The organism is Janibacter sp. CoH_79_TC_3 (assembly GCF_058197955.1).
Genome location: NZ_JBXWIV010000009.1, coordinates 87,184 through 101,404 on the forward strand (window position 1 = coordinate 87,184; position 14,221 = coordinate 101,404).

Annotated in this window: 10 protein-coding genes, 1 other RNA gene and 1 pseudogene; 6 read left to right on the forward strand and 6 right to left on the reverse strand. The window is 43.4% G+C overall.

Annotated features, from left to right (window positions below; genetic code table 11):
- Positions 1-59: 59 nt before the first annotated feature.
- From AC2FA3_RS09290 to AC2FA3_RS09310, 5 genes and pseudogenes are all read right to left on the reverse strand, one after another.
- Positions 60-434, reverse strand: a complete 375-nt coding sequence (locus tag AC2FA3_RS09290) for a HopJ type III effector protein (protein ID WP_490509328.1) — start codon at positions 432-434, stop codon at positions 60-62.
- Positions 435-603: 169 nt separating this feature from the next.
- Positions 604-771: pseudogene (csrA, locus tag AC2FA3_RS09295) on the reverse strand (carbon storage regulator CsrA); the annotation flags it as partial.
- A gap of 395 nt (positions 772-1,166) precedes the next feature.
- Complete coding sequence (locus tag AC2FA3_RS09300; RefSeq protein WP_490509329.1) at positions 1,167-2,453, reverse strand: aspartate kinase; 1,287 nt, start codon at positions 2,451-2,453, stop codon at positions 1,167-1,169.
- 308 nt (positions 2,454-2,761) lie between these two features.
- Positions 2,762-5,434, reverse strand: coding sequence for an alanine--tRNA ligase (alaS, locus tag AC2FA3_RS09305; RefSeq protein ID WP_490509330.1), 2,673 nt, complete (start codon positions 5,432-5,434; stop codon positions 2,762-2,764).
- A gap of 260 nt (positions 5,435-5,694) precedes the next feature.
- Positions 5,695-7,281, reverse strand: a complete 1,587-nt coding sequence (locus AC2FA3_RS09310) for a DUF389 domain-containing protein (protein ID WP_490509331.1) — start codon at positions 7,279-7,281, stop codon at positions 5,695-5,697.
- Positions 7,282-7,616: 335 nt separating this feature from the next.
- On the opposite strand from AC2FA3_RS09310, the gene AC2FA3_RS09315 reads away from it, so the two are divergent.
- Positions 7,617-7,835: a hypothetical protein gene (locus tag AC2FA3_RS09315; protein ID WP_201543304.1), complete on the forward strand. Its 219-nt coding sequence runs from the start codon at positions 7,617-7,619 to the stop codon at positions 7,833-7,835.
- A 222-nt stretch (positions 7,836-8,057) separates the two neighbouring features.
- Here the strand turns inward: AC2FA3_RS09315 and AC2FA3_RS09320 are convergent, their stop codons facing one another.
- On the reverse strand, positions 8,058-9,434 hold the full coding sequence (locus AC2FA3_RS09320) for a L,D-transpeptidase family protein (RefSeq protein ID WP_490509332.1): 1,377 nt from the start codon (positions 9,432-9,434) through the stop codon (positions 8,058-8,060).
- 442 nt (positions 9,435-9,876) lie between these two features.
- On the opposite strand from AC2FA3_RS09320, the gene prmB reads away from it, so the two are divergent.
- The 5 genes from prmB to AC2FA3_RS09345 form a co-directional block, all read left to right on the forward strand.
- Positions 9,877-11,052: a 50S ribosomal protein L3 N(5)-glutamine methyltransferase gene (gene prmB, locus AC2FA3_RS09325; protein ID WP_490509333.1), complete on the forward strand. Its 1,176-nt coding sequence runs from the start codon at positions 9,877-9,879 to the stop codon at positions 11,050-11,052.
- A gap of 61 nt (positions 11,053-11,113) precedes the next feature.
- Complete coding sequence (gene aroC / locus AC2FA3_RS09330; RefSeq protein WP_490509334.1) at positions 11,114-12,217, forward strand: chorismate synthase; 1,104 nt, start codon at positions 11,114-11,116, stop codon at positions 12,215-12,217.
- Positions 12,218-12,407: 190 nt separating this feature from the next.
- Positions 12,408-13,079: an alpha/beta hydrolase gene (locus tag AC2FA3_RS09335; RefSeq protein WP_490509335.1), complete on the forward strand. Its 672-nt coding sequence runs from the start codon at positions 12,408-12,410 to the stop codon at positions 13,077-13,079.
- 85 nt (positions 13,080-13,164) lie between these two features.
- Positions 13,165-13,543, forward strand: a transfer-messenger RNA (tmRNA) gene (gene ssrA / locus AC2FA3_RS09340).
- Between the two features lie 163 nt (positions 13,544-13,706).
- Positions 13,707-14,221, forward strand: a 515-nt coding sequence (locus AC2FA3_RS09345) for a tyrosine-type recombinase/integrase (protein ID WP_490509336.1), incomplete at its 3' end; no start/stop codon positions are given.

Consider the following 14,221-nt stretch of genomic DNA (forward strand, 5'->3'; position numbering starts at 1 on the left):
AGAAAAAAGCCACGCTATTATCATAGCGTGGCTTTTTTTAATGACTTAAAATGATTTTATTAAAGCGCTGTGGTATCGACACTTGGACGTGGCGTTAATGGATTTTTTTCCATCAAAAACCCTTGCCAGCCCCAATGTAAAAAGTTACGGATATTGGCATGGTCCGTACCCTTAGGGGTCGCTTGAACCTTAGCATAATGCTCGCCAAACAGCTTTAGCGTGTCTAATTGATTTAGACCATGGTGCTTGGCAAAGCCAAAAATCTTGGCGCTGCCTTCGTTTTCGCCCGAAGCATTATGGACCATGCCATTAACAAAAGGCGCTGGCGCATAGCGATAAAAATCATCAATAAAGCTGATGACATCATTGAATCCAATGGCTTTTTTATTCAAACCATTAAGTAGAGCCGATACATCTGATTGGCGGATACTCATAAATACATGACCTCAGAGCAGATTAGAAAGCAAAAATAGGGTGCTTAATTTATGCTCAATGATTATTGATAGTTAGATAGTAAGCAACGACTTAGCGATTAAAATAGTCTTCATCATCGAATGAAGGCGCAAAGCTGCCTTGTTCAAGATGTTGCATTTGCGATTGTACCGTGCGTTCATGCTGAATACGCTGATAAATCTCTTCACGGTGTACGGCAATATCTTTTGGCGCATTAACGCCGATTCGTACTTGATTGCCTTTGACACCTAGCACAGTCACACTGACCTCGTCGCCAATCATTAGCGTTTCGCCCACGCGGCGTGTCAAAATTAACATGCGTCACACTCCTTATGTCGCATCAAGAGATTATTACTCATCAGATTGCGTCTCAATTACAGGACATCACCGCAGCACTAGATAAGCAAGGTATTTATCATAAAAACAATGCTTAAGGCGGTGCTAATAGCGGTAATGATAGGTAGATTCATTTAGCCCAAATGAAAGCCCCATTATAGGGGGCATAACAGATACTGTCACGGGTTTTCACAAAACTATTAGGTATATACTTACCTGAGCAATAGTAATAAAAGAAAATAGAGCCTAAAAAGACTCTATTTAATGAATAATTTGTTAAAATTAACCAATCGCTATTTGCTTAATAAATGTGCAAGCAATGTGGATTTTTATTAATTTGCTAACATTTATAACTTATATGCGCCAGCTATTAAATATTATAACCCAGCAATTTTGCTATCACCGTCTTCACGGTCAAGCCCAAAAGCAGTATGTAGTGATTTGACTGCTTTTTCTAAATACTGCTCTTGGATAAGGACAGATACTTTGATTTCACTGGTCGATATCATTTGGATATTGATGTTGTTTTCGGCCAAAGTCTGGAACATAAGACTAGCAACGCCAGCGTGCGAGCGCATACCAACACCAACCAATGACACTTTAACCACTTCGTTGTTGGCCAATACCTCTTTGGCACCAATCTCATCTTTGACTTCGCTTTCTAGCACTTTCATGGTTTTATCCATGTCAGAACGGTTGACGGTAAAGGTGAAGTCAGTGGTGCCATTGGTTGATAGGTTTTGAACGATCATATCAATTTCGATATTGGCGCGACCGATAGGGCTTAAGATGGCGGAGGCGATACCAGGGTGATCAGGTACGCCGCGCACGACTATTTTTGCTTCGTCGCGATTAAAAGCGATACCTGAGATGATTGCCTGTTCCATGTTGTCTCCTTCGTCTATCGTAATTAGGGTGCCGACATTGTCTTGAAAGTCTTGGTCGAAGCTACCATCGTTGTTTTCATCAAAGCTAGATAATACGCGTAGTGGCACGCCATATTTGCCAGCGAACTCTACTGAGCGAATCTGTAAAATCTTAGAACCAAGACTTGCCATCTCAAGCATTTCTTCAAAAGTGATTTTTTCAAGTTTTTTGGCTTTTGAGGTAACGCGAGGATCAGTGGTATAAACGCCATCGACATCGGTATAGATTTGGCATTCATCAGCGCCCAGTGCTGCAGCAATCGCTACACCAGTAGTATCAGAACCGCCGCGACCTAGCGTCGTTGCATTGCCTTCTTCATCGATACCTTGGAAACCTGCCACAATAACAACGTTGCCCGCATCTAGTTGCTCACGGATGTTTTTGTCATCGATGCTTTCGATACGCGCTTTATTGTAGGCGCTATCAGTTTTAATGGCGACTTGGCGACCAGTGAATGAACGTGCGCCAATACCCAGCTCTTTAATCGCCATGGCAAGCAAAGAGATAGAAACCTGTTCGCCCGTTGAGACCATTTGGTCGTATTCGCGTGGGTCAGGCTGGCTGCTGATTTGGCGGGCTAAATCGATCAAACGGTTGGTTTCGCCGCTCATGGCAGACACCACCACAATCACTTGATGACCGTTGTCATGCCAGCGCTTGACTCGTTTGGCGACATTTTTGATGCGGTCGATACTGCCCATCGAGGTGCCGCCATATTTTTGTACTATTAACGCCATAAAAATCTACCTATTATTCACCAATGGCCATCTGTTACTTATCGACATCAATCCGTCAGGGAACTGTTTGTTAATTCAGTGTAAGATTAATTTTAATAACGATAAAGCCGGATTATAAAAACTGCGCCCTTTTCTTTACTCTCTGCGGTTTTACTATTGATAGCTAGTGACTTGATATGCTCACCTTTGTTTAAGCGTGTTACTTTATACCATATTAGCGACATAACTTTAAGTACCAGTAGGCATTAGATATATGGCGATTGGTTATAACTGCTATAACCAATCACGTATTATCCTAAGCTTCAGGTCTAAGCAAGCTTTTCTGCAATCCAAGCAGGGAGGGCGGCGATAACCGACGCGCTGTTATTGGATTTTGGCGCACCACCTTGGGCATAGTCGGGTTTACCGCCGCCTTTACCACCAAGCTCACCTGCCAAATGACGAATAATATCACCGGCTTTGACGCGATCGGTCACAGATGTATCGACGCTTGCTGCTAATGCTAATTGCCCATCTTTATCACCAATCAACACAATGACACTGTACGGCAGTTTTGATTTAACATCATCCATCAGCGTACGGACTGATTTACCATCAACGCCGCTTAAGGTACTGATAAGTACTGGCGTACCTGCGATGGTCTGCACGTCATCAAGCAATTTTGCGGCTTGGGCGCTGGCGATTTTTTGCTCTAAACGCTCGAGCTGCTTCTCTAACTCACGCTGCTTATCCGCCATGGTACGCACACGCTGCGCAACCTCTGGACGTTTGACTTTTAGCTGGCTAGCAAGCTCGCTAAGCTGTTGCTCACTTTGCTGCATGTTTTTAATGGCATTCATACCGGTGACCGCTTCAATACGACGGATACCCGCAGCAATACCTGATTCACTGGTAATTCTTAACACCCCGATATCGCCAGTACGCTGTACGTGTAGACCGCCGCATAGCTCAATAGAGAACGGCTTACGTTGACCATCGACAATGATATCGGTACCCATGGTTAGGACACGAACGTCATTACCGTATTTTTCACCGAACAATGCCATCGCGCCTTGTTTCATCGCTTCGTCGATAGACATATTCTGGATACGAGCAGGAGTATTGGCTTGAATTTGCTCATTGACCATACGTTCGATACGCATAATTTCAGCGCCGCTGACTGGTTTATCATAGGAGAAATCAAAACGTAACACTTCGCTTGAAACTAATGAGCCTTTTTGTGTGACTTCCGCGCCTAATACTTGTCTTAATGCGGCATGTAATAGATGCGTGGCCGAGTGGTTTTTGGCACTAGCTGCACGCATGCTTGATAATACTTGTGCATCAGCCTTTTGCTGGGCGTTAATTTCGCCCATGGTGACCACGCCATAATGAATGATGGCTTGCCCTGATTTTTTGGTATCTTGCACTTCAAAAACGCCCGTTGCGCTGCGAATTTCACCCAATTCACCTACTTGACCACCGCCTTCCGCATAAAATGGCGTACGGTCAAGGACAATAACGCCTTCCATACCTTCAGCCAAACTCTCGACTGGATTGCCATCTTGATAAAGGGCATGAATGATCACGCCATCTTCTTCAAGCTGCTCATAACCGATAAAGGTGGTTGGATTTTCTACTTGAATAACGCTGCTGTAATCGACATCGAATTTACCCGCGTCACGCGCACGTTCACGCTGCGCTTGCATGTGCTCATCAAACTCGGCTTCATCAATCACAATACCGCGCTCACGGGTGATGTCAGCGGTCAAATCAAGCGGGAAGCCGTACGTATCATACAGTTTAAATGCGGCTTCTCCAGAGAGCGTATCGCCGTCTTTTAGACCTTCAAGTTCACTGGCAAGTAAACGTAAACCTTGCGCTAAGGTTTTAGCAAACTGTGCTTCTTCTTTTTGAATGGCATTTTCAATCACGCTCTGTTTAGCAACAAGCTCAGGGTACGCAGCGCCCATCTCTTTAACCAATGGCGCGACCATTTGATAAAAGAAATCGCTATCCGCACCAAGCTTATTGCCATGACGAACGGCTCGGCGAATGACACGGCGTAGTACATAACCGCGACCTTCATTACTTGGGGTGACGCCATCAGCAATCAAAAATGATACCGCGCGAATATGGTCGGCGATGACTTTTAATGACGACTGTTGCTGATTTTCAATACCTAAAATCTCTGCAGCAGCATCCATTAGATGGACGAATAAATCTATCTCATAGTTGCCGTGCACGCCCTGCATAATGGCACTGATACGCTCAAGCCCCATGCCGGTATCAACACTTGGTGCTGGTAGCGGTAACATAGTGCCATCTTTTTGACGGTTAAACTGCATAAAGACGCAGTTCCAAATCTCGATATAACGGTCACCGTCTTCTTCTGGCGTACCCGGCAGACCGCCTTCGATATCAGCGCCGTGATCATAAAACACTTCGGTACAAGGACCACAAGGACCGGTATCGCCCATCGTCCAAAAGTTGTCTGATGCGTAAGGCGCGCCTTTATTATCACCAATGCGGATAATGCGCTCGCTTGGGATACCGATGTCTTTATGCCAAATATCAAAGGCTTCATCATCAGTTTCGTAAACGGTCACATATAGGCGGTCTTTATCGATTGCTAGCCACTCATCTGAGGTTAGAAACTCCCAGATATATTCAATACCAGCTTGCTTAAAATAATCACCAAAAGAGAAGTTACCAAGCATCTCAAAGAACGTATGATGGCGCGCTGTGTAGCCGACATTGTCCAAATCATTATGTTTACCGCCAGCACGTACACATTTTTGCGAAGTCACCGCACGGGTATAGTCACGCGGCTCCATGCCCAAAAAGGTCTCTTTAAACTGATTCATACCGGCATTGGTAAATAGCAATGTCGGGTCGTTATAGGGAATCAAGCTCGACGAGGCGACGGGGGTATGCTGCTTGCTTATGAAAAAATCGATAAAAGCTTGACGAATATCGGCTGAGCGAAATGGCTGGCTCACAGCGGCTCCTTACTGACGGATGTATTAAGTAGAATAAGTAAAATAATTTTGCAAGCGATTTTAGCACAAACGTGCCAAGGGTGTTGAAGATTCATAAGCAAACACACGGTAAATACGGCTTAACTTCTTTTATGAAGCAGGCGCTTACATTGAGTGCCTGCTATTTTTAAACGATATGTTTTAAATAAATATTTTAGAGTTTATAGAAAGATTGTTGCGTTATAGTGAGTGCATTAAACGAATAGGGTTAGTTAGATAATTTAATTGGTTAAAATAGTCACATCGGTTTTATCGAGCTTATCTTGAATGAGTGGATGCGACTCAATCACCTGGACGGGCATATAGCGTAGCTGTAGCTTAATGGGTAAATAGCCGGGGAAGTTATCCGCCATATCTTGCTCGATAATCGCTTCGATTTTACGGACGTCATAGGAGCTCGGCGTCGTCTCGCCGCGAATCACCGCGCGCACGACTTGGTTGGTATCACTTTTATCAAACTGCGTATTGGTCAGCACGTTGCCCTTATCGCTAAAGTAGCTATTAATCGTCTCTTTGACATTATTTTCAAAGCCTTGTTGTTTAGCACTGGTTTGTAGATTGATAGACAAGTACGTTCCCAAACCGCCCAATAATAATAAAGTCACCGCATTACGGCGTAAAAAGGTCAAATAGGTTTTGGATTTATAATCGTCATCGACCAAACGGCGAAAACCTAATAGCCATAACACTAGCGCGTTGGTAAATTGAATGGCGATAATATTGGTCAACGCCAATAGTAAAGCACCAAGTCCCATCTGCATCTCGCCATTGGCAAATAAAATCCCACTAGCGGCAAGCGGTGGCACCAATGCAGTAGCCACTGCGACCCCAACTACAGCAACCGACAGATGCGGCGAAACCATCGCATAAGCACCGGCGGTACCACCAGCAAGGGCGATCATTAAATCCATCGAAGTTGGCTGTGTGCGCGATAATATCTCGACGGTTAGCGGCTGGTCTTTGTGTAGCCAGCCAACGATAAAACCAACCAATACTACCAAAGAGATGCCAAGAAGCACGGTAACCAGTGATTTGCGTAGCAGCGGCATGCGGTGATCGATGATCGCAAGTGCGATTCCAGTGATAGGCCCTAACATCATAGCGACCAGCATAGCGCCAATGACCACCGCGGCTGAGTTGGTTACCAGTCCATAGCTTGCAATAATAGCTGAGAGTATGTTCATGATGAAATACATTTTACTCGGCAGCGCATTGGCCTCGATCCTAACGCGCACTTCCGGATAGTCTACTTTTTTATTACTAAACTGCTCGGCGACAAACTGCTTATAAGATTCAAGTTTGGCTTCCTTTTTTTCTTTGATCTCTTCGCCTTCTTCGTTGTCTTTTTCTTCATCGACTTCTTTGTTATCTTTTTGATCGCTTACTTCTTTAGTGTCACCCGCTTTATCTTCGTTTTTTTCGTTTAAGGTTTCCGGGCTTTCTTTAACTGCATTAGTAGAGTCTTTTATCTCGTTTAATGATTGTTGATTAGAGTCGGTTCTATTGGCTTCTACGCTCACTTCGGCAGCAGACTGGTCCTGAAAGAAATCTTCCTCGGTGCTAAGAAGTTCAGATTCTGCATTTTCGTTTAAGGACTCATCCATAGGTTGAGAATCTGCTTCAGTTGTTTCTAATGAAGCAATCACCACATCAGGCGCTACGGTTTCCATCTTTATCTTTGCTTCAGGTACTTGCGCAGCTGCTGACTCTTTTGCCGATTCCCTATCTCTATTATCATAACTGCCATCATTTGGCGATTTATTGACAGAGCTTGAATCATTAGAGGTTTTAGTCGTAGGTGAGGTCATATAAGAAGGCTTTGTTAGTTAGTGAAGACAGACAGCTAGACGTTGGCGAATACAAGAAACTAAAGAGTATGAAGAACTAACTATTGTAATGATAAATGCATTATAAAATATGATTCTTTTGCGATTAAATAGCGAGGTGTTGAACGGATAAAAATAGTTATTGTGATGGTATTCTTAGCACTAAAAACACAGGATACAAACCAATAATTATAATATGGCTTTGAATATGAATCACTTGCTATAAATGGGCTGCGGGTCTATAAGAAAACACTTACTTTTTGTGTGGATTTAGTGTATAAAGTAGTTATACCCACACGAAAAACGAGGAATACATCATGAACTGGCCACTATTTTCTGTCATCTATTCAATAGCCGCAACCGTGACCATCGGTGTATTCATGATTGCCGCTTTGGTCACAGGATTCAACCAAATTCCGCACATTCAAATGGCGGTCGCCGCAGGTTTCCTAGTCTCCATTCCTGCCGCCTTATTCTTCACCAAAAAAGTTGGAAGTATTACTGGTAACGAAGAAGGCTATAAAACGCAATCCTAAAGATAAGTTATCAATAATAACAATAAATAATGCTTATTCTTAAAGTGCCTATTATTAAAGTGCTTAGCCTTTCATTGTGTATAAAATAAAAAACAGCCCTTGATAAAAAGGCTGTTTTTTTTATTGGCTTATAATTTATATTAAGAGTTTGTATTATTTTAAGCAAAAAAAGACCTTGATTACGCATCAAGGTCTTTTTTATTCGCTAGCATGAACTACTAACTATTTTAGCTCAACGGTTGCGCCATTCTCAATATTGGCATAAACCTCTAACACGTCCCAGTTGGTCAGACGTACACAGCCTGCTGAAGCTTGACGGCTAATACCTTCAGGCTTTGGTGAGCCATGAATACCATACGATGGTTTAGATAAGCCCATCCATACCACACCGACAGGGCTGTTTGGGCCTGGTGGTAGCATATGGATTTTTTTATCTGCGCCATTACCGACGGTGGCTTTATACCAAGGCATTTTTACCTTATTAATGATTTTAAATGACCCTTGCGGTGATGGCGTGGCATCACTACCAATGGTGGTTGGATAAGTGGCGACCAATTTATCATCGTTATAAGCATATAAGGTTTTGTCGGCTTTATTGGCGACCACGCGGTTGATACGCTGCTTAAGTGGGGCACGGGTATTCAAAACGGTGATGGTTTCGCCCGCTTTATACTGCTTGTTTTTATTCAATTTATCTAAATAACGCACATCCATATGGAAGCGCTCACCAAACATCTCTTTGATGTCTTGATAGTATAAGCCTTTCATTTTTGACTTGGCTTCTGAACCTGCAGGCGTGGTAGCAAAGTTAGTATTTACATCATCTTCAGTGATGGTATAAGTTACTAGCACAGGCTTATTGGCTGGAATGTTTTTATTTAAAGCATCCCACGTTTTCTGATCCATTTTACCAGTCGCTGGCAAGCCTTTCATGGTTTGAAAGTTAATCAGTGCTTTTTTACTGTTCATACCCCAGCCGCCATCGATAGCACCGGGAGAGGCATGGTTCCAATCCAATAGCGCCTGCATTTTGATGGTCATTGCCGAGTTGACTTTCATATTCGGCGACCAAGTGGCACCGTTTACTTGCTTGGCGTAATCCGATAAGTTCAGCGTGGTATGCTTTTTACCATCCACATCTTCGATACTTTTAATAGAAGTGTCGTTTGCGCTATCAGTACTTGCTGCGCTAGGAGCAGCGACGACTTGACCATCACTGATGTCATCAGTGCTATCCGACTGCACATCTTTACGAGCGAGTTCTTCTACGCTCATATTGTCAGCGCTGACGGCTGCTGAATCTTCTTCTGCTTCTTGCTTTGCGTCAATCAGCTGGGTCATACGATCAGCTGGCTTGGCTTGGGCTTTATTGGCAGTCGGGGTCGAGGTAGCAGTACCACCATCAAGTGAGCTGCTGCGATTTTCTTGCACATCAAGGCTGACTTTTTTGACAATGCTAGGCTGACTAATAGTAGGCATTGAGTCAGCTTTACGTACTGGCAAGGTACGCGTCGTGTCGGTAGGTGCGGCAACAACGCTAACACTGGCACTAACGATAGCAATTGATATAGCAGTGATAAGGGGCTTCATTTTCATCATATTGGGATACTTATGGTTATAACTAATGGGGCTATTATGCGCATAATTTGAATGCTTCGCAAACTTTTGACACATCTTTTTTCGTTTAGGGCTTGCTAAACGTCAACGGTTGACGTATTCACTACAGTTGGGAAATAGTTTAGTCATGCTGGGTATAGAGTTGCTGTTAATTTTTACTAACATGGCCAACTTTCTACTTTATATTTAAATGTTATCGTATTACCCAATCTCACTTTACCAAATACCTAAATCTAACAGAATCAAAGGTAGGCAAATTTTTTTGCCATAAAAAATATAGTAGTAACAAACACAGTCATTGGCGCAGGATGATGTTTGCGTCTATAATGGCTGACAAGTTTTTATTTAATAAATCAGCTGCTAATTGACAGTGATTTAACCCATACGCATGTAGTTAGTGAGCATGTAATCAGCAAGGTGTGATATGTCAGAAGACCAAACCATGAGCGCAGAAGAGTTTCAGAATCAATATTTTAGTGATGAAGACTCACAAGGAATTGATGGCGAGATGGAATACGATTTAAAAACAGGGCTGCTCGTTGAGCACGACGAATTTGCCACCTTGCGTGCGGAGCTTGAAGAAGCACGTGAGCAGTTGGTCAGTATCCGTGATTTTATTCGTTTTGCAGTCACGCAATTACGCAACTATGATGTGGTGGTAGCCCAAGGAACGACAGATGAGTTCGCTGAAGCCTCTGCGATTGTGTTGCATTCTTTGTCTTTAGATTGGGCTGCCAATGAGCAGATTTTGGATTGTCGCCTGACCACATCAGAGAAGCAGCTTGTCTTAAACTTGCTAGAAGAACGTATTGCTGAGCGTAAGCCGTTAAGTTATCTCATTAATCTATCGTATTTCTGTGACTTGCCTTTTTATGTTGATGAACGGGTTTTAATTCCGCGCTCGCCTATTGCTGAGTTAATTCGTCAGCAGTTCCATCCATACTTTGAGATTAGTGAGTTGGCAAAACCAGTTGGCACTAATGTCAATAATCAAACGCCTGCGTTTTACGATCATGGTTTAGAGATTAAGCAGTTGTCACAGCCTGAGCGTATTTTAGATTTATGCACCGGTTCTGGTTGTATTGCTATCGCGCTGGCGACCCGTTTTGTTGATGCCTTGGTTGATGCCGTAGACATTGATAAAAGCGCGCTAGAAGTTGCGATGGTCAACGTCGATCATCATGACCTAGGTCATCAAGTCAATGTGATTGAATCTGACTTATTTGCTAAGATTCCTGCCGAACATCAATATGAACTGATTGTTACCAATCCTCCGTATGTCGATGCCGCTATCATGGCAGATTTGCCACCTGAGTTTTTGTATGAGCCTGAGCATGCGTTAGCTGCCGGCCAAGATGGACTGGACTTGGTACATCGTATTTTGTTTGAAGCAGCAGATTATCTGAGCCCTGAAGGCTTGCTAGTTTGTGAAGTAGGCGATAGCGAATGGGCGTTAAAGCAAGCTTATCCTGAGATTCAGTTTGATTGGTTAAAGTTTGCCCATGGTGGTCATGGTATTTTTGCGATTACTTATGATGAGCTGATGAGCTATCGTCCATTATTTGCCAATTACGTACAGTTATTAGATAGCAATCAATAAATCAAGATTGACACAATAGTCAAAATAATCAAAGATCGACTTCAGTTATTTAAGGATAAATATGGCAGGCAATAGTATTGGACAGCTCTTTACCGTCACCACCTGCGGCGAATCGCATGGTGCAGGTCTTATGGCAATCGTCGATGGCGTGCCACCAGGTTTAGCCTTATCTGAAGCTGACTTGCAAATAGATTTGGATCGCCGCAAGCCAGGTACTTCTAAATACTCGACCCAACGCCGCGAGTCTGATGAAGTTGAGATTATCTCTGGCGTCTTTGAGGGTAAAACGACAGGCACCTCTATCGGTCTGCTGATTCGTAATACCAATCAAAAATCTAAAGACTATGGCGAAATCAAAGATACTTTTCGCCCCGGTCATGCCGATTACACCTATAGTATGAAGTATGGCTTCCGTGACTATCGTGGTGGTGGGCGTTCATCGGCGCGTGAGACTGCCATGCGTGTCGCTGCTGGTGCTATTGCCAAAAAATACTTACAAGAGCGCTTAGGTGTGCAAATCCGTGGTCACGTAACCCAAATCGGTAATGAATATAGTAATGTCGTAGAGCCAAGTAAAATTGATTGGGATTTTGTGAACAGCAATCCGTTTTTCTGTGCCGATAAAGAAGCAGTCAGCCGCTTTGAGACCTTGATAGACAGTTTGCGCCGTGAAGGTACGAGTTGTGGTGCCCGTCTTGAGATTATTGCAAGCGGTGTGCCAGTCGGGCTTGGTGAGCCGGTATTTGACCGTTTAGATGCAGATATTGCTCATGCCATGATGAGTATTAATGCCGTAAAAGGCGTTGAAGTAGGTGATGGTATGGCTGTAGCTGGACAGTTTGGTCATAGCTCGCGTGATGAGATGACGCCAGACGGTTTCACGGCCAATCATGCAGGTGGTATTTTGGGCGGTATCTCATCAGGACAAGATATCCGCGTCAGTATTGCACTTAAGCCAACCTCTAGTATTACTACCGCTGGCAAGAGTATCAATACAGATGGGGAAGCGATTGAGATGTTGACCAAAGGTCGCCATGACCCTTGCGTAGGTGTACGCGCGACACCTATTGCTGAAGCGATGCTAGCGATTGTATTACTGGATCATTATCTGCGTCATCGTGGTCAAAATGCTGATGTTAAACAGCCAATGGAATCGATTACTTAGAGATTCATCGTAATTTTATCTACCCTTTATCGCATCTACTGCTGGTCTATTAGATACGCTAGAGGGTTTTTTTTATGCATGCTCAACAAGTTAATCATTCAGGTTATAAAGTCTAATTTAAATATTGTACGTCTTGCTTAATCAAACAAAAAAATCTGGTTTTATTTGTCAGTTAAAGGAACTTAAAAATATGAGTAACTATTTAGATGCCGTTATTGTCGAACATAATCCATCACAAAAAAAGATAGATAGAGCCGTGATTTGGCTACATGGATTGGGTGCTAGTGGTCATGATTTTGAGCCAGTGGTACCACAGCTTGGTTTAGCGGACGATATAGCAGTGCGTTTTATTTTTCCGCATGCGCCAAATATTCCAGTGACAATCAATGGTGGCATGGTAATGCCAGCATGGTATGACATCTTGGAGATGAGTCTTGAGCGTAAAGTTGATGTGAATCAGATTGAAGAGTCTGCGCAGCAAATACAGGATTTGATTACTCGTGAGATTAAGCGCGGCGTGTCACCAGAACATATTGTGATTGCAGGATTTTCGCAGGGCGGGGCAGTGGCGTATCATGTGGCACTCGGCTATCCACAGCACTTGGCGGGATTGATGGCGCTTTCTACCTATTTTGCAACTAACGACAGTATTAACTATAGTGCTGTTAATCAAGACATGCCGATTTTGATTGAGCACGGTACGCATGATCCTGTCGTCCCAGTTATCTTAGGTGAGCAGGCTCAGCAGTTATTATCAGCGAAAGGCTATAATGTTGCATATAATACCTATCCGATGGCACATCAAGTATGTATGCCGCAGATTCAAAATATCGGTAAATGGTTAAATAAAGTATTGGATTAAATGATTCAGCTGTAACGTAATGTAATACGGGCGTCTAATAGGTTGCAAGCGGACGTATATATGCTATATAATCATCGACCTTATTGGGGATGTTCTGGCTTCGACGCTGGTGATGAAACTCAATGATGCATGTCGAGAGTATATGTCCTCTCGTTAATCAAACATATATTGTTATAGTCGCAAACGACGAAAATTACGCTCTAGCAGCTTAAACCCTGTTTACATGGTTTAAATCCTGTTTACTTAGTTGCTGATCACCTACAGTTGGTCAACTAAGTTGAAGCGTCCGCATGTAGGATCGCCACAAGGGATTGTCTCAATCGCTTGGGTTCAAAAGTAGAGAATCGGCTAATCCATCCTGACTGTCGGATCGGTGCAGACTAAAATTAAAGACAGAAACTAAACATGTAGATTCATGAGCGTAATGCTGGCGGACGCGGGTTCAACTCCCGCCATCTCCACCAAACAACGATATAGGGTAGACCGTCATAGACTGTCTGCCCTTTATTTTGGGCGTTTTTTAGGTTTTAAGTTCTATCCCGTCCTATGGCGTTCCGTATAGAATGTTGGTATTATTGTTGGTATTGAGCAGTACCAACATGGACAATACCAACAAAGGATAGGACCATGCCTTTAACCCATACCGCTATCAATAAGCTACAGCCCAGTAGCACGTCTATTGATACAAAGCGACCAGACAAGCACAGTGATGGTAACGGACTACAGTTATGGGTTCGTTATACTGGTGTTAAATCATGGATCAGTGCCTACCGCTGGCAAGGTAAGCAGCAAACTCTTACTATTGGCACCTATCCAGTAATGAGCCTTCAAAATGCACGCCAGCGCAATATTGAGATTAAACGCTTAATAGCGGATGGTGTGAACCCTAAAGACCATAAAAAAGAGCAGCAAGCCAACCAAGATGGTAAGAAGATATTTGATACAGTCGCCCAAGACTGGTATGCCGAACGTAAAACTTATCTAGCAGAAAGTACTTTCTCTCGCAATTACTCTGCATACATGCGTGATGTTAAACCTTCTATTGGCCATAAAAATATAGATGATATAACCGCGCCTGATGTCTTAGCTATTGGTAAGGCAGTAGAAGCACGCGGCGCTGGTGAAATGGCCAAGCGCACTAT

What these genes read in the sequence shown, in the direction of transcription:
- AC2FA3_RS09335 (WP_490509335.1), top strand. Translation starts at nt 12,408, where the DNA reads ATGAGTAACTATTTAGATGCCGTTATTGTCGAACATAATCCATCACAA.
- aroC (WP_490509334.1), top strand. Translation starts at nt 11,114, where the DNA reads ATGGCAGGCAATAGTATTGGACAGCTCTTTACCGTCACCACCTGCGGC.
- AC2FA3_RS09320 (WP_490509332.1), bottom strand. Translation starts at nt 9,434, where the DNA reads ATGATGAAAATGAAGCCCCTTATCACTGCTATATCAATTGCTATCGTT.
- AC2FA3_RS09315 (WP_201543304.1), top strand. Translation starts at nt 7,617, where the DNA reads ATGAACTGGCCACTATTTTCTGTCATCTATTCAATAGCCGCAACCGTG.
- AC2FA3_RS09310 (WP_490509331.1), bottom strand. Translation starts at nt 7,281, where the DNA reads ATGACCTCACCTACGACTAAAACCTCTAATGATTCAAGCTCTGTCAAT.
- AC2FA3_RS09300 (WP_490509329.1), bottom strand. Translation starts at nt 2,453, where the DNA reads ATGGCGTTAATAGTACAAAAATATGGCGGCACCTCGATGGGCAGTATC.
- AC2FA3_RS09290 (WP_490509328.1), bottom strand. Translation starts at nt 434, where the DNA reads ATGAGTATCCGCCAATCAGATGTATCGGCTCTACTTAATGGTTTGAAT.
- prmB (WP_490509333.1), top strand. Translation starts at nt 9,877, where the DNA reads ATGTCAGAAGACCAAACCATGAGCGCAGAAGAGTTTCAGAATCAATAT.